Source organism: Scopulibacillus cellulosilyticus (assembly GCF_042665295.1).
In the GTDB taxonomy this organism is placed as follows: domain Bacteria; phylum Bacillota; class Bacilli; order Bacillales; family Sporolactobacillaceae; genus Scopulibacillus_A; species Scopulibacillus_A cellulosilyticus.
Genome location: NZ_JBHTCO010000005.1, coordinates 42,128 through 61,404 on the forward strand (window position 1 = coordinate 42,128; position 19,277 = coordinate 61,404).

Here is a 19,277-nt window from a genome sequence, read left to right on the forward strand (position 1 = left end):
TTAACGGAGTGCTCCTGCGCGATGAATTTTCGAAGAGGTTAAACAAAGCTCGTCGCAAATTACAGAGAGGCAATTCATGTAGTTGCTTCGCTAACACCCCGATTTGTTGTGCTCCTGCGCCGTAGATTATTCACTTGATGCATCACCAACTTCTCGTCGCAAAGCACAGGAAGCTTATTCAGGTAGTAGCTTCACTAACCATCAGTAGGGATGAAGAAAACCCCCACTGATAGAAGTTTCACTTTACTGGAAGTAAATAAAGTAGAGTAATCCGTTCTCTAAACTCATTCATTTATACGGAGGTGTAAGCTTTGGATTTAAATGAAGCAGCGAAAAATCCTTACCTATTATTAACGCCGGGTCCCCTCTCAACGTCTGCCAGTGTAAAAAAAGTCATGATGAAGGATTGGTGTACATGGGATAATGACTATAATCAGCTCGTTCAGGAAATTAGGCAAAAGCTTGTCCGCCTGGCAACAAGAGATGCTGACCAGTATACATCCGTTTTAATGCAGGGAAGCGGGACATTCTGTGTTGAAGCGGTCATCGGAACCGTTATTCCTAAGGACGGGAAATTACTTGTTTTAACAAATGGCGCCTACGGTGAGCGAATCTTAAAAATTGCTCAAACGTTAAAGATAGACAGTGTCCAGCTTGACGGCGGCGAAGTGTCTCTCCCTGATTTAAACCAATTGGATAAGCTTCTTAAATCAGATCAAAAGATTACACATGTCGCCGTCGTTCATTGTGAGACGACGACAGGCATGTTAAATCCAATTAAGGATATTGGTGAAATCGTAAAAAGACATAATAAAACTTATATTGTTGATGCAATGAGCAGTTTCGGAGGAATTGAAATAGATGCAGGTGAACTGGGCATTGATTATATGATCAGCAGTGCTAATAAATGTATTCAAGGGGTTCCTGGGTTTGGATTTGTCATTGCTAAAATTGATAAAATTAAGCACTGCAACGGCCAAGCACGGTCGTTATCCTTAGATCTTTATGATCAATGGCGGACAATGGAAGAAAATAACGGGAAATGGCGGTACACCTCTCCGACTCATACAGTACGGGCTTTTTATCAAGCCATGCTTGAGCTTGACCAGGAAGGCGGGGTAAAAGAACGCTATAAACGTTATCATACAAATCAACGAACCCTTGTAAAAGGGATGAGAAAATTAGGTTTTCAAACTTTACTGGCAGATAAGTTTCAGTCGCCGATTATAACGGCCTTTTATTATCCGGAAAATGAAAAATTTGATTTTCAAACTTTTTATGATCAACTCAAAAATAAAAGATTTGTGATCTATCCAGGGAAAGTTACCGAAGCAAAAACTTTTAGAATTGGAAATATTGGCGAGGTTACACCTGATGATATATCCAAGCTGTTAGCGGCTATTAAGGAAAGTATGTACTGGGTAAACTATCAAACTCAATAAACGTTTTATTAGCGAGGGAACGAGGAATTTGGTTTAAATTTAATAAGGCTGCAAGTTCTAGGGGTAATGCACAAGTCTCTTCACGCCAGCTATGAAATGTTTTTGCGAAAGAAGAATTGCCGCATCTGCCCTTAGAACTCACTTCTTTATTTTTAAATAAATTAAGCAAAAATGTAAGCGGTTTCTATGCAGGGTTGATTATCCTGTCAACAGGCCATGAGAAAATAAGGAGGGCAAGTATGAGTAAACCAACAGCTTTAAAAAAAGGTCTGAAAATGAGACATATGACCATGATTTCCATAGGCGGAACAATAGGAGCGGGTTTATTTGTAGGCAGCGGCGCGGTTATAGCTGCTGCGGGGCCATCGTCTATTTTGTCTTATTTACTTGCGGGCATATTAGTCGTGTTTATTATGCGTATGCTGGGCGAAATGGCGGTTGCCCGTCCAGCCCTTGGGTCATTTGCACAGTACGCCAGAGAGGCTTTGGGGGATTGGGCGGGGTTTACGGTTGGATGGCTGTATTGGTATTTTTGGGTTATTGTTGTTTCAGTGGAAGCAACCGCAGGTGCAGGCATATTAAGGTCCTGGTTTTTACCTCATATCCCGTTGTGGATTTTAAGCTTAATTCTAATGGTTCTGTTGACGCTGACTAATCTTATATCGGTCCGTTCTTACGGGGAATTTGAATATTGGTTTGCTTCAATTAAGGTCATTGCAATATCTTTATTTTTAATTGTAGGTTTTTTATACATTTTCGGTTTTTGGAAGGGCGCTCACCTGAGTTTTCATAACTTAGCAGCACATGACGGTTTTTTACCGCATGGATCAAGCGCAATGTTTGGTGCAATCATTACGGCTGTGTCTGCGTTTATCGGTGCAGAAATTGCAACGATTGCAGCTGCTGAGTCAAATGAACCGGAGAGGTCAGTGGCGAAAGCAACAAGTTCCGTTATCTGGCGGGTTTTAATATTTTATGTAGGGTCTGTATTTGTTGTTGTGACAATTGTACCTTGGAACAACACACAAATTCTTAAAAGCCCTTATGTCAGCGTTATGCAGGCGCTTCATATTCCCGGGATAAGTTCGATTATGGATTTGATAGTTCTTGTTGCTGTTCTTTCGTGTTTAAACTCGGGTTTATACACAAGTTCAAGGATGTTGTTTGCTTTAGCTAATAAGGGCGAGGCACCAAAATGGTTCCTTAAAGTTAATCAAAGAGGCGTACCGGTAAAGGCTGTTCTATTTTGTACGGTTGTCGGTTTTTTGTCGATCATTGTAAGTTATACTTCGCCAGACAAAGTATTCCAGTTTCTGCTTAATTCATCAGGGGCTGTCGGATTGTTTATTTATCTATTAATTGCTATGTCGCAACTAAGGATGCGCAGAAAATTAGAACAAACTGAACCTGAAATTCTAACACTGAAAATGTGGACCTATCCGTACTTAACAATTATTTGTATTTTGGCGATGGCTGCTGTCTTAGTATCAATGGCATTTATGGCGGATTACCGTTCGCAACTAATTCTTAGCCTGGTCAGCCTCATCGTTCTATTTATCATTTACTTAATCCGAGCCAAAGTTATTAGAAATAAACAGGTGAACTTGCATAAAATTGATCAAGGTGTTGATTAATCTTATGCGGCTCTTCGGCTTTTAATTGAGCGCATAATAGACGTTTAAGAGGTGAGTCATGGGTTTAGAAGTAGTTATACTGAGACTTGGGCTGGCAGCTGTTTTGGGTTTGATTATTGGGCTTGAGCGAGAATTAAAACAAAAGCCTTTAGGCTTAAAAACATGTATTATCATCTCCGTTTCCAGCGGTCTTTTAACCATTGTATCCATTGAAGCATCTTTGCAATTTAGTGAAGAAACAAAAAATATGAGGACGGATCCAATGCGTTTGGCTGCACAAATTGTTAGCGGGATTGGCTTCCTTGGGGCTGGCGCCATTTTAAGAAGGGGAGTATTAGGGGTTTCCGGATTAACGACAGCTGCTATTATTTGGGGAGCTTCAGGTCTTGGAATTGCTGCCGGTGCGGGTTTTTATGCTGAGGCCGCTACGGGCGCTATAATTATATTATTTACCCTGAAAATCTTACCTTTCCTTATATCCCGTTTTGGACCTAAGAAACTCCTTCATCAAGAATTGAAAGTATCAATATTGATTGCTGAAAGTGATAAATTAACAGGTATTATAAGCGAGTTGAAAGACAATCAAATAAAGGTGAAAAATTTACGGATCAAAGACTTACCTGAAGAAAAATTTCAATTAGACTTGCGCCTTATGACATTTGATAAATTTTATACGACTGATGTTTATTTTCTTTTACGGAATATTGACGGTGTAAAGAGTGTGGAGATTGAAACCTTTTAATCTTCGATCAGTAAAAACATAAAGGTCAATACTTAATTCAGCTAACTTCTATTTAACATTTTTTGAATATTTAAACATCTATGGAGTTGTGTCTCAAATCAATGCAGATGATCATTACAAAATCTTTACATGGTCTTTATGACCAATTAATCATTATTATTTAGTCTTATATGTGTACGAAAGTAATATACAGAACCTGTTTTTTAAAAACTTTTATGACCTATTTAAAGGAGGTAAACAATGGAGAATCTGCGGCAGTCTAAAGGTTACCGGACAAGAGTATTAATTGGAAGCTTAGTGGGCGGTACATTGGAATATTATGATTATGAACTGTATGGGATATTGGCCTCGTTAGTTTTCGGTCAATTATTCTTTCCATCATTTAATCCGGTTATTGGGCGGTTACTCGCATTTGCATCGTTTGGTCTGACATTTTTCCTCCGTCCGGTAGGAGGTATTGTGTTTAGCCATCTTGGAGATAAAATCGGCAGAAAGAATACGCTTGTCATGACAATAACGATTATGGGTATTTCAAGTTTATGTATCGGTTTACTGCCAACCTATCAAACGATTGGCGTTTGGGCACCCATTCTTCTTGTATTTTTAAGATTAGTGCAGGGCTTTGCGCTTGGCGGAGAATGGGGCGGGTCAATGCTATTGTCAATTGAAAACTCTGAGAAAAAGAAACGCGGATTTTATGGCAGCGTACCGATGATGGGTGCAGCTATCGGTTTGTTATTAGGGCTTATTATTGTCTCAATCATGCAAGCGTTGATGGCTCATCAATTCTTGGTATGGGGTTGGCGAATCCCGTTTATTATCAGTTTTGTGCTTACTATTTTTGGACTTTGGGTCAGAAACGGACTTGAAGAAACTATGGAATTTCAAGAAACTAAGAAGAAAGGTCATACAGTTAAGATTCCGATAGCTAATGTTGTCCGTTACCAATGGAAATCAGTCTTAATGGCGATCGGCATCAAAATTATAGAAGCAGCCCCATACTACATTTTTGCAACGTTCGCCGTTTCATACGCTTCCAATTATCTTCATATGAAGGAAGGTCCAGTGTTAAATTCCGTTACAGTCGGTACCTTATTCTCTGTTATTGCAATCCCTATTTTCGGAATATTATGTAATAAAGTCGGGCCAAAAGTGCTGTTTGTAATAGGAAGTATTCTAACTATTCTATTTGCCTACCCTTATTTTTACATTATGGGTACCAGAACAGTTTTAGGAGTTGCTGTTGCGACCATTATAGGCATGGTTCTTTGGGCTATGATTACTTCCGTATTGGGAACTTTACTCACCGATTTATTTCACACCAATGTGCGTTATACCGGAATATCAGTTGGCTACCAAATTGGAACAGCTCTTGCTGGGGGAACGGCTCCGATGATTGCTACAGCATTAATTGAAGCTTTTCACGGTTCATGGGTTCCTGTAGCATGGTATATTATTATCGTTGCAGCTATTTCGCTGTTGTCCATATTAATCATCCATTTAACTCAATCAAAAGGCACAAAACAAGCGTATGAGCCGGATGAGACAACAACTAAAACGCCGCTTGAACATTAAATAAGGACGGAATAAGGATATTTTCCCCAATACCAATCATATTGGGGTTTTCCTTTTTACCATTATAATTTAATTGATGTCAAAATGTCAATACATTATGATAATATTAAATTATTAGATTTAAAGGCTGTTAATTTAGAATATACGCTTTATCTGCCATCTCTTGACAATTATTCTGAAAAGGTGTATCCAATTGATATAGCAGGGCTTGAGCGCAGGCAGCGGCGAAAAGGGGGAAAAAACATGTCCTTGGTTGGCGAAGAACGAAAAAGATATATTTTAAAGGTTCTGGATGAAAAAGGAAAGGTTAAAGTAAATGATTTGGCAAAAGAATTGAATGTATCAACAGAAACGATCCGGCAATATTTAGAACAAATGGATAAAAAAAATCTATTAAAAAAAGTTTACGGGGGTGCTATAAAAGTTTCTACGGACCGGATTGAACCCTCCCAATATATACGGGAAAACGTTAATTCCGAAGAAAAAAGAAAAATTGGAAAAGCAGCCGCCGATCTCGTTCAGGATAATGAGGTCATTATCGTTGATGAAGGCAGTACGACTTTGCAGATGATTAAATATTTATCAAAGAAGAAGGATATTACGCTCGTAACAAATTCAGTTGCCGCTTTAACTTTACTTATTGATTTTGAAATGAAAGGATTGTTCCATGGTAAAATTAACTTCATCGGCGGTGAAGTAGATTCGAAAAATTTGCGTGTTTCCGGCTTAATTGCAGAGCAATTTATTCAAAATTTCTATGCTGATAAGCTTTTTCTTTCCACTGAAGGCGTAACGAAGGATCATGGTTTTACAAGCTATAATTCCAATAAAGCGCTGCTGTCAAGAAAGTTTATGGACTGTGCCAAAGAAACGATCGTCCTCGTCGACCACTCGAAATTCGGCGCAAGAAGATATTATAAGATTGCAGATATTAAAGAAGTCGATAAAATCATTTCCGATCAGCTGCCGCCTCATGATTGGGAAGGGATTTTGGCTGAAAAAAATGTAGAATGGATAGTTGGCAAAGAAGCTTAGTCAGGAAATAAGACCCCATAGCAGATATTTGCTATGGGTTAAATGATGATTCTATTTTAAGAAGTGTCAATGGCAATTCTTTTCAACAAAATCTCCTCTGTCAATCTTTAGTGCCTTATAACTGCTCGCCAAAGGTATTATATCATTTGCCGGTTAAAAATCTTTAATAACAACTCAACATTACTTCAATTGCTATTCTTGTTTTTAAACTTTTTTCGAAGTAACATAAATATAAAGAGATGGCAAAAATGTTAGTAAAGCCGAGGAGACCAATATGTATTTAACGATAAAAGAAACAGCCGAATATTTAGCTCTGCCCGAATCATATGTTGCTGCGTTAATTCGAGAAAAGCGGATTAGGGCTGTATCAGATGGGGAGCAGTATCTCATTAATAAGGAACAGTTTAATCAGCACTTTGAGCAGCTGGAAAAGGCTAAGCAGCTCTTAGAAATATGGCGTAATGAGCCGATCCCGGAGGATTATGATGTCAAAGATGAAGATTGATCATAACACCCTGAAAAATAATATGAAAATAAAGTCTCTGCAACAAAAATTGAAATCAGCCAAATCAACAAAGGAAATGGAAGAGCTTCTGAAAAAGATTGATGATTTGAGGGAAAAGAACAAGCATTAATGAAACACCTTGTTTTGTTGATTGTTAAGATAATAACGAAGAGGCGGGTTATAGACCCGCCTGAAAGGGCACCCTTTATTTTCGTCACAAAGACTAATTGTTTCCCTTAGTCATTCTTCTTCCGATTAATTTTATCCATGACCTCCGCTAAATCATCAGGCTTATGAAACTCAATCGGAGAAAAACCTTTTTCAAAGGAAATAGACTCGGCTTCAATTAGCAGTACATAGCGGCCGTTTGATTTTGCCAAATGAATGCTCTCGCCGAAATCTGAAAGCAATCCCTTAAGAAAGATATGGTCTAACTTTAGCTTTAGCTCCAAATCAGGCGTATGTTCTACAATTTGACCCGCAGCTTCTACGACTTGCTCCGTACTGAATCGCTCTTGCAGCTCCCGTTTCGGACTGGTTGCCCACGTCTCCATCGCAGTTTCAAGCTGTTCACGCTCTTCACTGTCTTCTTCATATGTTTCGACAATATGTTCGCGCACCATATCCATTACTTGTGTTTTCACAATTTCAGGCATCGATTTTTCAAACTGGACAAATTTAAGGAAATCCTCAAAATAGCGGGCGTGGGAAGCTTGATGTATTTTTAGCTCGCCTTCCTCAACCATGCCTTCTTCAGGCATGTATGGATACTGAATTGATTTCATGTTTTTCGTGGTAATGGCCATTTCTAAATTACGGATAAGGGACGTCTCGTCTGCGATCGAGGCAACTTTCGGTTCAAAATCACATTTCATAATAAAAACAAACGGGTCATCAAAATATTTCCGCAGTTTTGCTGAAGCAACTAGAAAGACACCGCCGCGTACTGCGCTTGTATCGATATAAGCTGAAACGAATTGTTCGCTTATTTCCTTAAAGTCATCTTTATTATCTACAAACCGCGCACGATGAAATAGGTTATAGTTTGGGTTCGTATCCAAGGCGTGTCCGGGCTCTACGATAAACTGACCAATCTTTGTCGGCACTTGCTCAGACTTAGGATGACGTTCGACCTTTCGTTTGACGATCTTTGTGAGTTCACCGTCTAAAAAGTCTTTTAGAGGACTGTTTTCATAGCTTTCCGTATCTAACGTTTGAAAATGCTTGCTGTACTTGTTTACTTGTTCACCTTGACCGTCTACATGGACGACGTAAAAAGATAGAAATTTTATAACAAAATCCATTATGCTCACCTTGTTTCATATCATTAACTCTATCAGTATAGAAAGTGAAACAGTATTCGTCAATTTAAAATAACAGGAAGGTTATCAAATTGGTTAATAGAATAACAAATGACAAGACGAATTCATAAGGTTGAAGGAAGAGGTGGGCACCCCTTGAATAAAATTATCGATTCACACATTCACTTGGATCAATATAACGATAAGGACATTGATAGCATGATAAAACAAAACAGTCGTAATAGCGTCAAAGCGTTGATTGCCGTTTCAATGAACAAGGCTTCATCAGAAAGGAACCTGGAATTAGCAAAAAAATATCCTTCAGTTTACCCAGCTTTTGGATATCATCCAGAGCAAGAGCTGCCAACTGAAAACGAGATTCAGGAATTACTAGATTGGATGGACGGACATTGTTCAGAAATGGCTGCTGTCGGCGAAGTCGGCTTGCCATATTATTTACGTCAAGAAAAGAAAATGAATTTAGCTGCTTATGAAGAATTGTTGGAAATTTTTATTCAAAAGTCATCCGAGTGGCAATTGCCAATTGTTTTACACGCTGTATATGAAGACGCCGGACTTGCATGCGATTTATTGGAAAAATACTCGATTAAAAAGGCGCATTTTCATTGGTTTAAAGGTGATCTTAAGACGATTGAAAGGTTAATGGACAACGGATACTATATTTCATTTACACCCGAAGTATGTTATAGACCGAAAATAAGACAAATAGCTAAAATTTACCCTCTTGAACTTATGATGTTAGAAACAGATGGGCCCTGGCCGTTTGCAGGACCGTTTCAAGGTCAAAAAACTTCACCTGTAATGATTCATAAAAGTGCGGAAGAAATAGCGGCTTTGAAAAATTGCTGTTTAACAGATGTTTATACGACGATATGGAATAATACATGTCAATTTTATAATCTGTCTGCAGAATAGTAATTCATGTTTTTAAAAATTACTAGCTTAGCTATCTTATTATTAAATAGCCAGTTGCACTTTAGGTCTGGCCTTGGAAGTTATATCATATCAAAGAAACTTATTAAAAAGAGCGGATGCGTTTGGGAGCAGTGAAGGTCATTATAAGGAATACGTAAAATAAAAAATCTCTTCATATAAAAGATCAACCAGAATTCTTTCTAATTGACTTTTTATAGATATCTCAATATTAGTGAATTTATTGGATTAATTAAAAACGCCCGATTTCAGGAGGGAAGTAAACTTACTAAACGCCAGTGTTTTGACGATATCTTTATGGCTAATAAACTTCGTTGTAATCTTGTTGTACTTCCCCGGGAGTGCAAATTGTTGAATATCTTCATGTTTGCTAAGCTGATCAGCCGCTGACTTTGTTAAAAGTGATATACCAAGTCCGGCTTTTACACAGCCTATAACACCATCCAAGGTGTTCAATTCCATCAACTTTGCTGCTCTGATCCCTTTTGTTCCCAGCCATTTTTCAAATGTATCTCTGTAAAAACATCCGGACTTGAATACAATGATCGTTTGATTTTTCAGTTGATCAAAGTCGATGCCGGAAAGGATATTTTTCTTGGCAACCAGAACGAGTTCTTCTTTAAATACATCGATTTCTTCCAGTTCAGGATGATTAATTTTACCCCCAACAAAAGCGCCTTCTATCTCACGGTTCAAAGTTGCTTTTATGAGTTCTTCTGTAGTTCCGGTTTGCAGAGAGAGTTCCACCTGAGGATATTGATCATGATAAGTTGATAAAATACCGGGTAATCGTGTTGCTGCGGTGGTCTCCATTGCCCCAAGAGACAAGGTTCCGCTTGGTATATGGGAGTCTTTAATCATTTTTTCCGCCTCTTCCATCAGAAGAAGGACTTGTTCTGCATAAGATAAAAGAACCTTGCCTGTTGAGGTCAGATTAACCCCGTGTTTATGACGATAAAAAAGCTTTGTTTCGAAATGCCCTTCCAGTCGTTTAATTTTAGCGGTCACATTGGATTGGACAAAATTTAGGCTCTCAGCCGCCTTTGTAATATTAGCTTCCTTTGCAACCTCCCTAAAAACAAGGAGATCTTCAAGCTTCATGTTTAACCTTCCTCCCAGCCTTTTAGATATCATAATTATTGATGATAAATAACACAAAACATCATTTTACGTGTTTCTTTATCTCAATTATAATTAAAATATAGAATTTAGGAAACGATTTTTGATTATAAAGGCTTTTAGGAGGGACCATCAAATGTGGTATGAGAATAAAATTACAGAAGATTTAGGTATCAAATACCCAATAATACAGGCCGGGATGGCAGGGGGGGTTACAACCCCTGAACTGGTTGCTGCGGTTTCCAACACTGGCGCCCTCGGAACGCTTGGTGCCGGTTATATGAGTCTGGAACAAATGCGAGAGACCATTCGCAAGATTAAACAGCTTACGGATAACCCTTTTGGCGTTAACTTATTTATTCCAGAAATGCCTGATGTATTAGATGAAAAAATTGAAAAAGCGAACGAATGGCTCCGGCCATTTCGGGAAAGTTTGAATATATCAGAAACTCCTCAGGTAAAAAAGCCAAATACTTCTCTTTTTGAGAAGCAAATAGAGGTCATTATCGAAGAACGGGTTCCTGTATGCAGTTTTACATTTGGTATTCCGCCAAAAGAAACGGTACAACAGTTAAAAAAGGAAAACGTGACAGTAATAGGAACGGCAACGACTGTAAAAGAAGCGATAACAAACGAGGAACACGGTATGGATATGGTCGTTGCACAAGGTAGTGAGGCTGGGGGACATCGCGGGACTTTTATGGGAGCCTTTGAGGAAGCCATGATCGGAACAATGGCGCTCGTTCCGCAAATCGCGGATCATGTCAATATCCCGGTCATTGCTGCCGGAGGGATTATGGACGGCAGAGGCGTTTTAGCAGCCATGGTATTAGGGGCTGAGGCTGTTCAAATGGGAACGGCCTTTGTTACCAGTCAGGAAAGCGGAGCAAATGTACAGCACAAAGAAGCAATATTAAATAGTATAGAGGAGCAAACGGTTGTGACTTCGGCATTCAGCGGGAAACCGGCAAGGGGAATCAAAAATGAGTTCATCACAAAAATGGCTGAACATGAAAAGGAACTGCCGGCATATCCTGTTCAAAACACATTAACAAAAACGATACGAAGTGAAGCAGCCAAGCAAAACCGGCCTGAATGGATGTCGCTTTGGTGCGGACAAAATCCGCGTTCAAGCAAACAGCAATCCGCCCGTAAAATAATTTTAGACATTATTTCTCAAGTTAATGACATCGTGAAAGATAAAGAAACAAGGTGGTTACGTTGAGGCCTGTTTCATTCTTTTAGCCGGTACCGCTTCTTTAATGGTTGTGATGGGGATTGGGAGGTTTGCTTATACTCCCATTCTTCCATTTATGCAAAATGATGTTCATTTTTCTCACTCAACGGCAGGGTACTTAGCTTCCTTTAATTACATCGGTTACCTTCTGGGGGCTTTAATACCAAGCTTTTTCCGCTGGAAGCAGTGCGTTTTTTGTTTTTTTAGGGTATGCTAAACTCGATATATCAAGAATAAGGAGGTGGCGTCTTGTGACAACAAATCAAAAACCCAATCGTTTAATTGATGAGAAATCCCCATACTTGCTGCAACATGCATACAACCCTGTAGATTGGTATCCGTGGAGTGAAGAGGCCTTTGCCAAAGCAAAAGCTGAAAACAAACCCGTATTCGTCAGTATCGGCTATTCAACTTGTCATTGGTGCCATGTCATGGCGCACGAATCATTTGAAGATGATGAAGTCGCGGCTATTCTTAATGAATCATACATATCAATTAAAGTGGATCGGGAAGAAAGGCCGGATATCGATGCTATTTACATGACGATTTGTCAAGCATTAACCGGACAAGGCGGCTGGCCGCTTAGTGTCTTTTTAACACCTGATCAAAAACCGTTTTACGCGGGGACTTATTTTCCGAAAGAAAGTATGTACGGACGTCCGGGGTTTAAGGATGTTTTATTATCTCTTAACCAGCAATATCATGATAACCCCGAGAAAATTACAGAAATCGGTTCACAAATTGTCAACACTTTATCGGAACAAACAAAAAGTGAAGCACCTATTTCTGAAGGGATTCTAGAAAAATGTTTTGAGCAGTTTTCGCAGACATTTGACCCGCGGTTTGGCGGATTTGGTCAAGCGCCGAAATTTCCGTCACCACATCAATTAATGTATTTATTAAGATATCATCGTTTAAAAGAGGACGATGAAGCAACAGAAATGGTGATTAGAACGCTTGATGCAATGGCTAACGGGGGAATTTATGATCATGTTGGCTATGGTTTTTCCAGATATTCCGTTGATGAAAAATGGCTGGTCCCCCATTTTGAGAAAATGCTTTATGATCAAGCGTTACTGATGATGGCTTTTACGGAAGCTTATCAAGTTGCCGGCAGTAACAGATTTCAAAAAGTCGTAAAAGAGATTTTCGAATATGTGATGCGTGAGCTTAATGATGATCAAGGCGGTTTTTATTGTGCGGAAGATGCTGATTCGGAAGGTGTTGAAGGGAAATATTATCTGTGGGACAAGTGGGAAATTATCGATGTTCTTGGTGAAGAAAACGGAGAACTTTTTTGCGATGCCTATGGTATTACAGAAGAAGGGAATTTCGAGGGACGCAATATTCCTAACTTAATTAAAACGTCATTCATCGAATTAGCCGAACGTAAAAATATGGATGTCGATGAGTTGACATCAAAATTAAATGAAGCGAAAAAAAACCTGCTTGAACATAGAAATAAGCGTGTTCATCCGCATAAAGATGATAAAATATTAACTTCTTGGAATGCGCTGATGATCACGGCTTTAGCAAAGGCCGCCCGAGTGTTTAACGATGAGAGATACTTAAAATCAGCTGAAAATGCCTTTTCTTTTATTGAAGAAAACATGGTTAAAGGCGGCCGTTTAATGGCCAGATACCGTGACGGTGAAGTGAAATTTGCAGGATACTTGGATGATTATGCCTTTTTCATTTGGGCTTGTGATGCACTTTATGAAGCAACCTATAATGTTGCCTACCTTGAAAAAATGAAAAAATGGACAGATAAAATGATATCTGGTTATTGGGACGAAAAAAACAGTGGCTTCTATCTTTATAGCAAGGATTCCGCTGAACTGATTTTACGACCGAAAGAAATTTACGATGGGGCGATTCCTTCAGGAAACAGTGTCGCGGCTTTAATGTTAATCAAGCTGTCGCGAAGACTCGGTGAAACAAATTACGAAACTTATGCTAATCAGCTGTTGACAGCTTTTTCAAACCAAGTCAACTCCTATCCGATGGGTTATACACAATTTTTAACAGCTCACTTGTTTATTCAATCTGAGCCGAAAGAACTTGTGATATTTAAAGGTAAAGATGAAAAAGGGTATAAGGAACTTTTAAAAAATCTTAATAGAATGTTCTTGCCTGAAGTTGTCATCGTTGCAGGCGAAGAGGAGCAACTGAAGGAGAGCATAGCGTTTCTAAAGGATTATGAGACAATTGATGAACAAACGACCTTTTTCCTATGCCGGCAATTTCAGTGCGAACGTCCAACAACAGATTTTCAAATGATATTTGAGAAATTAAAGTAACAGCCTTTTATAAGGCTGTTTATTTTTGTGCTGTTGGTGCATTTATCCATTTTAGGTTTTCATACCCAAAATATGGTCTATAGACGGTATTTTGGTATAAGTATTAACTAGATATGAAGATGGCCCATTGTATAGCAGCGAGGAGGATTTTATAAGTCGGCTTGCAAGCAGGAAGCTGCCAACGTCTAAAGGCTTAGCACAAGCCAAGTTATCTATAGGAAGCAACTTCTATCCAGAACATCCATTCGATATGGTAAAATAAAAGTAATACAATTAAACGAAGGGGATAAGAATGAAAGTCAGGCAAACCATGTCAGACCTTATTTCAGATTTAAAAACAAACGAAAATATTGTTCATTGGCATACAATTCCCGAACGTAAGGCTGTTACAGCGCCATTTCCTAACGGGATGGACGAGAGGTTAATTGATGCCTTGAGAAAACGTGGAATTGAAGCGTTGTATTGCCATCAAACCGAGGCTTTTAAGACCGCGCAAAGCGGGAAAGATTTTGTAGCTGTTACACCGACCGCTTCAGGAAAGACGTTTTGTTACAACTTGCCTGTTCTGCAAGGATTATTAGAAGACAATAACAGAAGAGCTTTGTACATGTTTCCAACAAAGGCGCTTGCGCAAGATCAAAAAAGTGAAATGAACGAGATGATTGATGAGATGGGGGTTTCTCTAAAGAGCTATACATACGATGGGGATACACCAAGCCAAATCAGGCAAAAAATTCGTCAAGCCAGCCAAATCGTCATTACAAACCCTGATATGCTTCATTCGGCCATTTTACCTCATCATACGAAGTGGGTATCGTTATTTGAAAAGCTTCATTATATTGTTATCGATGAACTTCATACGTATCGCGGTGTTTTTGGCAGCCATGTGGCTAATGTTATCCGCCGGTTGAAACGGATTTGCCATTATTATGGCAGCAACCCTATTTTTATTTGCACATCAGCTACAATCGCCAATCCAAAAGAACATGCTGAGACGTTGACAGGTAAGAAGATGCATTTAATTGATAAAAACGGTGCCCCATCTGTCAGAAAACATTTTGCTTTTTACAACCCGCCGATTGTCAACAAACCATTAAATGTAAGAAGAAGCGCCACACTGGAAGTTAAAGAACTGGCTAAGGAATTCCTAGAAAATGACATTCAAACGATCGTATTTGCCAGAAGCCGTGTCCGGGTCGAGTTATTATTAAGTTATTTGCAATCTTTAAATACCGGACGGGCTGAAAGGTCAAAAATTCGTGCCTACCGCGGCGGGTACCTGCCTTCTGAGCGCCGCAGCATTGAAAAAGGGCTGCGCAATGGCGAGATTATGGGTGTTGTCAGTACGAACGCGCTGGAGTTAGGCGTTGATATCGGACAGCTTCAGGTATGCATTATGACAGGCTATCCCGGTTCAGTAGCAAGCACTTGGCAGCAAGCAGGACGGGCGGGGAGACGGCAGGATGAAGCGGTTATCTTGTTAGTTGCTTCATCGAGTCCATTAGATCAATACATTATACAGCATCCGGATTATTTCTTTGAACGGAATCCTGAGGAAGCCCGTATTAACCCTGATAACTTAATAATTCTTGTCGACCATATTAAATGTGCAGCGTATGAATTGCCATTCAGGGAAGATGAGACATTTGACGGCATTGAAATAGAAGATATTTGTACTTTTTTGAGTGATGAAGATGTGTTGCATTTTCAATCGGGAAAATGGTTTTGGATGAACGATGCTTTCCCGGCAACGAATATTAGTCTTCGTTCAGCTTCACAAGAAAATGTTGTGATTATAGACCAGACTGAGCAGGCGAATGTCAAAGTGATCGGTGAAATGGACCGCTTCAGCGCGATGACGATGCTCCATGAGGAAGCGATCTACTTGCACCAGGGCGAACAATATCAAGTCGAGAAGCTTGATTGGGAAGAGAAAAAGGCCTACGTCCGGCAAATTGATGTCAATTATTATACGGATGCCAATTTAGCTGTTCAAATGGATGTTTTGGATATTGATAAAAAAAGACAGAATGACGGAGAACAATTTGAGACGGCTTTCGGTGAGGTTACCGTTAGGGCAATGGCGACATTATTTAAGAAAATTCGCTTTGAAACGCATGAGAATATCGGCTGGGGACCGATTCAATTGCCTGAAGAGGAAATGCATACCAGCGCCGCGTGGATCAGTTTTTCGGATAACATCATGAATGAATATGAGAAGGAAACCTTTGAACAAGCGTTGCTTGGCATCAGTCATATTTTAAAGCATGCAGCGCCGCTTTTTGTGATATGTGATCCTGTTGATTTACAAGTTGTACCGAAAATAAAGGCCCCGCATAATGAAAAGCCGACGATTTTTATTTATGATAAGTATCCCGGCGGCATTGGCTTAAGTGAAAAATTATATGATATCATGCCGAAAATATTGGATGAAATCAAAATGATGATTGAACGCTGTCCGTGTGAAGCAGGCTGCCCATCCTGTATTGGGATGACCCATGGCGGTGAAAGTATAAATAAAAAGATGGTTGTCTCTCTTTTAAAAGCAATGAAGGATGAAAGCCCGTGTCATTAAAAAAGCAATTAGCAAGATATAAAAATCATCTCAGCCGGGAGGGGTCTGGAGAGAAGAGTAAGCGCACTCCCCGCCAAATAAGTGCTAACGATCGTTACCAGCAGGAATTAGAATTAGCCGCAGAACATCTTAACGCAGATATCAAGATGTTTGATGATCAATTTATATTAATTAGAACAGAAAAGTTTGACTTAAATGAAAAACATGGTCTTTATTCGTTTAATGAGTTAGAGGATATCCTTTCTGATTGGCAAAAATCGAACATTGATCACCCCTTATCCTCCGGCGGAAGAAAAATGGATGATTTGCTGTTTTTTGATACGGAAACAACAGGACTCGGGGCAGGAGCCGGCCATATGATTTTTCTTATTGGCACGGCAAGAGTAACTGGCAAAAAACTGATTCTAAAGCAGTATTTTTTACCGGGACCAGGACATGAAGCGGCTTTTTATCATTATTTTTTATCCAACTGCCCAGATCTTAAAAACCTTGTGACATATAATGGTAAATCTTTTGATTGGCCGAGAGTAAAAACAAGGCATCAGTTTGTAAAAGAACGCGTACCTGCGCTTCCGTCTTTTGGCCACTTTGATTTACTGCATGCGTCAAGGCGGCTTTGGAAGGATCATTTGTCTTCAACCCGGCTTGAAACAGTTGAAAAGGAAATATTGAAAATCAAAAGATCCAACGATGTACCCGGTCATATGGCACCATTTCTATACTTTCAATTTTTAAAACAGCCAAAGGCTTCTTTAATAGAAGGTGTTATGAAACATAATGCAGAAGATATAAAAACATTGGTGACGCTCTATATTCATTTATCAAAAAGGATTTTACACTTTAATGATTCCGGTGTCCGCGATTATGAATTGTATCAAGTTGGCAGGTGGTATCGTTATATTGGTAACAATTTGCAAGCAATTTCTGTGTTTGAAAGACTTTTAAATGAAAAGACATTATATGCTAAAAAGGCAATGAAAGATTTGGCAAGCCTTTATAAAAAGGCCGGGCGCTATAAAGAATCCTTCGCATTATATGAAACGCTTGCAGAAAACGATATGGACCCTCATCTATGCATTGAAGCGGCTAAATTATTGGAGCATCAATATAAAGATATAAAAAAAGCGATTTATTATACAGAATTAGCTCTAAATCGATTAGAATATAAAAATACAATACTAAAAACAAAACAGGACGAAGATAAGCAAGACATCATTAAAAGGTTTGATCGATTAAAGGCTAAGGAAAGGAAAATTGATTAAATTGCCCGGGTAAGCGCAAAATAGGCCTTTTTCTGTCTTGATTTTACATTTTGTAATAAAAAATCGCTTAATATTGCAGGTGGTATTTAATGAGCGGTGTGGTAGCTGTAACAGGATATAAACCGAATGAACTTGGGATTTTCACTCAACAGCATCCGGGAATTGAGGTAATCAAGTTTGCTTTACGGTCAAATATTATACATCTTATCGAAGAAGGTATTGAATGGTTTATCATTAGCGGCCAGCCCGGTGTAGAACTTTGGGCTGCTGAGACTGTGTTAAACCTTAAAGAAGAATATCCACAGGTGAAATTGGCTGTTTTGATGCCTTTTCTTGAACAAGAGGGGCGCTGGCCGGAGCATGCTAAAAGTATGTACTATGATATCTTAGCAAATGCAGATTTTGTTGAAGCGATTACACAACGTCCGTATGAGCACCCTGCGCAGCTTCGCCAGAAAAATGATTTTATAATTGGGAAAAGTGACGGTTTGCTTATCGTATACGATGAAGAGACACCGGGGTCGCCGCAATATTATTTAGGTCCTGCCAGACGAAAGCAGGAGCACTCTCATTACCCTATTATTATGATCAACCGCTATGATCTTGAGCTTGCATCAGCTGAGCTCAGGGAGCAAGATCCTGATTATTGGACGCAAATGTAATTGACATTTCACCATATTTTTGAAAGAATAATAAGCACATACAACCAATGTGTTAAACGTTGAGGTGATGTTCATTGGATAACAATAATAAGGTAAGCCAACTAACAGCTAAAGAAATTGCAGAAAAAGATTTTAAAAGTGCAATGCGAGGTTATAACATCGTTGAAGTTGATGAATTTCTTGATGCCATTATTAAAGATTACGAGGCTTTTAACAGAGAAATTATGCGTTTACGACAAGAAATTCAAAGACTTAAACATGACGCGGGCAGTCAAAAAACTGAACCTAGACGCCCGATAGCGGCAGCGCAAGGCCAAACAAATTATGATATCTTAAAACGGTTATCAAACCTGGAAAAGCATGTGTTTGGCAGCCGTTTAAGTGAATAAGTCAGCGCTGATTTAAAAAGCTTAATCATAGAGGGAATAAATTTTTTAGTTTTTTTGAATGCCCTCTTGACTTATTCAGACTTAAGGTCTATAATTGTAATTCGTGACGCGTTATTGCGTTCGGGTAATCGCTGTATCCGTATTGCGGATATAGAGGAAAGTCCATGCTCGCACGATCTGAGATGATCGTAGTGTTCGTGCCTAGCGAAACGATAAGCTAGGGTAGTTCGGCTTTGGCTGAATTAACGGCAAGGAAAACCGCCTAAGTCCATCAGGATATGGCCCAGTACCTTTGAAAAGTGCCACAGTGACGAAGTTCTGCTGGAAACAGCAGAAGTGGAACGAGGTAAACCCCGCGAGCGAGAAACTCAAATTTTGGTAGAGGAACTCTCCTGAAGGAATTCAACGGATGGAGGGACAAGCTGATGCTTGTAGATAGATGATTACCGCCGGCGTACAAGGATACTTTTATCCGCTAGCAGTACAATGGAACAGAACATGGCTTACAGAACGGAATAATGCGCTGTTGAAGTGATTGAAGCCCA

At 39.3% G+C, this 19,277-nt stretch carries 16 protein-coding genes and 1 other RNA gene; 15 read left to right on the top strand and 2 right to left on the bottom strand.

Annotation, left to right across the window (positions count from 1 at the left end; translation table 11 throughout):
• The first annotated feature begins 311 nt into the window (after positions 1-311).
• The 6 genes from phnW (at position 312) to ACFQRG_RS06865 (ending at position 6,933) form a co-directional block, all read left to right on the top strand.
• Positions 312-1,442, top strand: coding sequence for a 2-aminoethylphosphonate--pyruvate transaminase (phnW, locus tag ACFQRG_RS06840; RefSeq protein ID WP_380965115.1), 1,131 nt, complete (start codon positions 312-314; stop codon positions 1,440-1,442).
• A gap of 239 nt (positions 1,443-1,681) precedes the next feature.
• A complete protein-coding gene (locus ACFQRG_RS06845) occupies positions 1,682-3,076 on the top strand; it encodes an amino acid permease (protein ID WP_380965117.1) in 1,395 nt (464 codons plus the stop codon).
• Between the two features lie 58 nt (positions 3,077-3,134).
• Positions 3,135-3,818, top strand: coding sequence for an MgtC/SapB family protein (locus ACFQRG_RS06850; protein WP_380965119.1), 684 nt, complete (start codon positions 3,135-3,137; stop codon positions 3,816-3,818).
• A gap of 240 nt (positions 3,819-4,058) precedes the next feature.
• The gene (locus ACFQRG_RS06855) at positions 4,059-5,393 is read left to right on the top strand and encodes an MFS transporter (protein ID WP_380965121.1); all 1,335 of its coding nucleotides are present in this window, start codon (positions 4,059-4,061) and stop codon (positions 5,391-5,393) included.
• 84 nt (positions 5,394-5,477) lie between these two features.
• On the top strand, positions 5,478-6,428 hold the full coding sequence (locus ACFQRG_RS06860) for a DeoR/GlpR family DNA-binding transcription regulator (protein ID WP_380965122.1): 951 nt from the start codon (positions 5,478-5,480) through the stop codon (positions 6,426-6,428).
• A 274-nt stretch (positions 6,429-6,702) separates the two neighbouring features.
• Positions 6,703-6,933 (top strand): excisionase family DNA-binding protein, encoded by a 231-nt coding sequence (locus ACFQRG_RS06865; RefSeq protein WP_380965123.1) that lies wholly within the window; start codon positions 6,703-6,705, stop codon positions 6,931-6,933.
• 236 nt (positions 6,934-7,169) lie between these two features.
• Here the strand turns inward: ACFQRG_RS06865 and ACFQRG_RS06870 are convergent, their stop codons facing one another.
• Positions 7,170-8,237 (bottom strand): DUF3900 domain-containing protein, encoded by a 1,068-nt coding sequence (locus ACFQRG_RS06870; RefSeq protein WP_380965124.1) that lies wholly within the window; start codon positions 8,235-8,237, stop codon positions 7,170-7,172.
• A gap of 153 nt (positions 8,238-8,390) precedes the next feature.
• Between ACFQRG_RS06870 and ACFQRG_RS06875 the strand changes: the two genes are divergently transcribed.
• Entirely contained in the window at positions 8,391-9,170 is a 780-nt protein-coding gene (locus ACFQRG_RS06875) for a TatD family hydrolase (RefSeq protein WP_380965125.1), read from the top strand.
• Positions 9,171-9,416: 246 nt separating this feature from the next.
• Here the strand turns inward: ACFQRG_RS06875 and ACFQRG_RS06880 are convergent, their stop codons facing one another.
• Entirely contained in the window at positions 9,417-10,289 is an 873-nt protein-coding gene (locus ACFQRG_RS06880) for a LysR family transcriptional regulator (protein WP_380965126.1), read from the bottom strand.
• A gap of 154 nt (positions 10,290-10,443) precedes the next feature.
• Here ACFQRG_RS06880 and ACFQRG_RS06885 point away from each other — a divergent pair, with 154 nt between their 5' ends.
• The 8 genes from ACFQRG_RS06885 (at position 10,444) to rnpB (ending at position 19,243) form a co-directional block, all read left to right on the top strand.
• On the top strand, positions 10,444-11,532 hold the full coding sequence (locus ACFQRG_RS06885; RefSeq protein WP_380965127.1) for an NAD(P)H-dependent flavin oxidoreductase: 1,089 nt from the start codon (positions 10,444-10,446) through the stop codon (positions 11,530-11,532).
• 46 nt (positions 11,533-11,578) lie between these two features.
• A complete protein-coding gene (locus ACFQRG_RS06890; protein WP_380965381.1) occupies positions 11,579-11,761 on the top strand; it encodes a YbfB/YjiJ family MFS transporter in 183 nt (60 codons plus the stop codon).
• Between the two features lie 34 nt (positions 11,762-11,795).
• A complete protein-coding gene (locus tag ACFQRG_RS06895) occupies positions 11,796-13,844 on the top strand; it encodes a thioredoxin domain-containing protein (RefSeq protein WP_380965128.1) in 2,049 nt (682 codons plus the stop codon).
• 292 nt (positions 13,845-14,136) lie between these two features.
• Entirely contained in the window at positions 14,137-16,419 is a 2,283-nt protein-coding gene (locus ACFQRG_RS06900; RefSeq protein WP_380965129.1) for a DEAD/DEAH box helicase, read from the top strand.
• Entirely contained in the window at positions 16,410-17,681 is a 1,272-nt protein-coding gene (locus ACFQRG_RS06905) for a ribonuclease H-like domain-containing protein (RefSeq protein ID WP_380965130.1), read from the top strand. The genes ACFQRG_RS06900 and ACFQRG_RS06905 overlap by 10 nt, the downstream gene beginning before the upstream one ends.
• Before the next feature lie 89 nt (positions 17,682-17,770).
• The gene (locus ACFQRG_RS06910; RefSeq protein WP_380965131.1) at positions 17,771-18,343 is read left to right on the top strand and encodes an SLOG family protein; all 573 of its coding nucleotides are present in this window, start codon (positions 17,771-17,773) and stop codon (positions 18,341-18,343) included.
• Positions 18,344-18,417: 74 nt separating this feature from the next.
• Positions 18,418-18,732 carry a cell division regulator GpsB gene (gpsB, locus tag ACFQRG_RS06915; RefSeq protein WP_380965132.1) on the top strand — a complete coding sequence of 105 codons (315 nt, stop codon included), beginning with the start codon at positions 18,418-18,420 and terminating at the stop codon, positions 18,730-18,732.
• 116 nt (positions 18,733-18,848) lie between these two features.
• An RNA gene (gene rnpB / locus ACFQRG_RS06920) (RNase P RNA component class B) lies at positions 18,849-19,243 on the top strand.
• Positions 19,244-19,277: the final 34 nt, after the last annotated feature.

Coding starts and splice junctions, on each gene's coding strand:
- ACFQRG_RS06845 (WP_380965117.1), top strand. CDS start 1,682: ATGAGTAAACCAACAGCTTTAAAAAAAGGTCTGAAAATGAGACATATG.
- ACFQRG_RS06890 (WP_380965381.1), top strand. CDS start 11,579: ATGGGGATTGGGAGGTTTGCTTATACTCCCATTCTTCCATTTATGCAA.
- ACFQRG_RS06910 (WP_380965131.1), top strand. CDS start 17,771: ATGAGCGGTGTGGTAGCTGTAACAGGATATAAACCGAATGAACTTGGG.
- ACFQRG_RS06880 (WP_380965126.1), bottom strand. CDS start 10,289: ATGAAGCTTGAAGATCTCCTTGTTTTTAGGGAGGTTGCAAAGGAAGCT.
- ACFQRG_RS06865 (WP_380965123.1), top strand. CDS start 6,703: ATGTATTTAACGATAAAAGAAACAGCCGAATATTTAGCTCTGCCCGAA.
- ACFQRG_RS06850 (WP_380965119.1), top strand. CDS start 3,135: ATGGGTTTAGAAGTAGTTATACTGAGACTTGGGCTGGCAGCTGTTTTG.
- ACFQRG_RS06870 (WP_380965124.1), bottom strand. CDS start 8,237: ATGGATTTTGTTATAAAATTTCTATCTTTTTACGTCGTCCATGTAGAC.
- ACFQRG_RS06900 (WP_380965129.1), top strand. CDS start 14,137: ATGAAAGTCAGGCAAACCATGTCAGACCTTATTTCAGATTTAAAAACA.
- ACFQRG_RS06860 (WP_380965122.1), top strand. CDS start 5,478: ATGTCAATACATTATGATAATATTAAATTATTAGATTTAAAGGCTGTT.
- ACFQRG_RS06885 (WP_380965127.1), top strand. CDS start 10,444: ATGTGGTATGAGAATAAAATTACAGAAGATTTAGGTATCAAATACCCA.
- ACFQRG_RS06855 (WP_380965121.1), top strand. CDS start 4,059: ATGGAGAATCTGCGGCAGTCTAAAGGTTACCGGACAAGAGTATTAATT.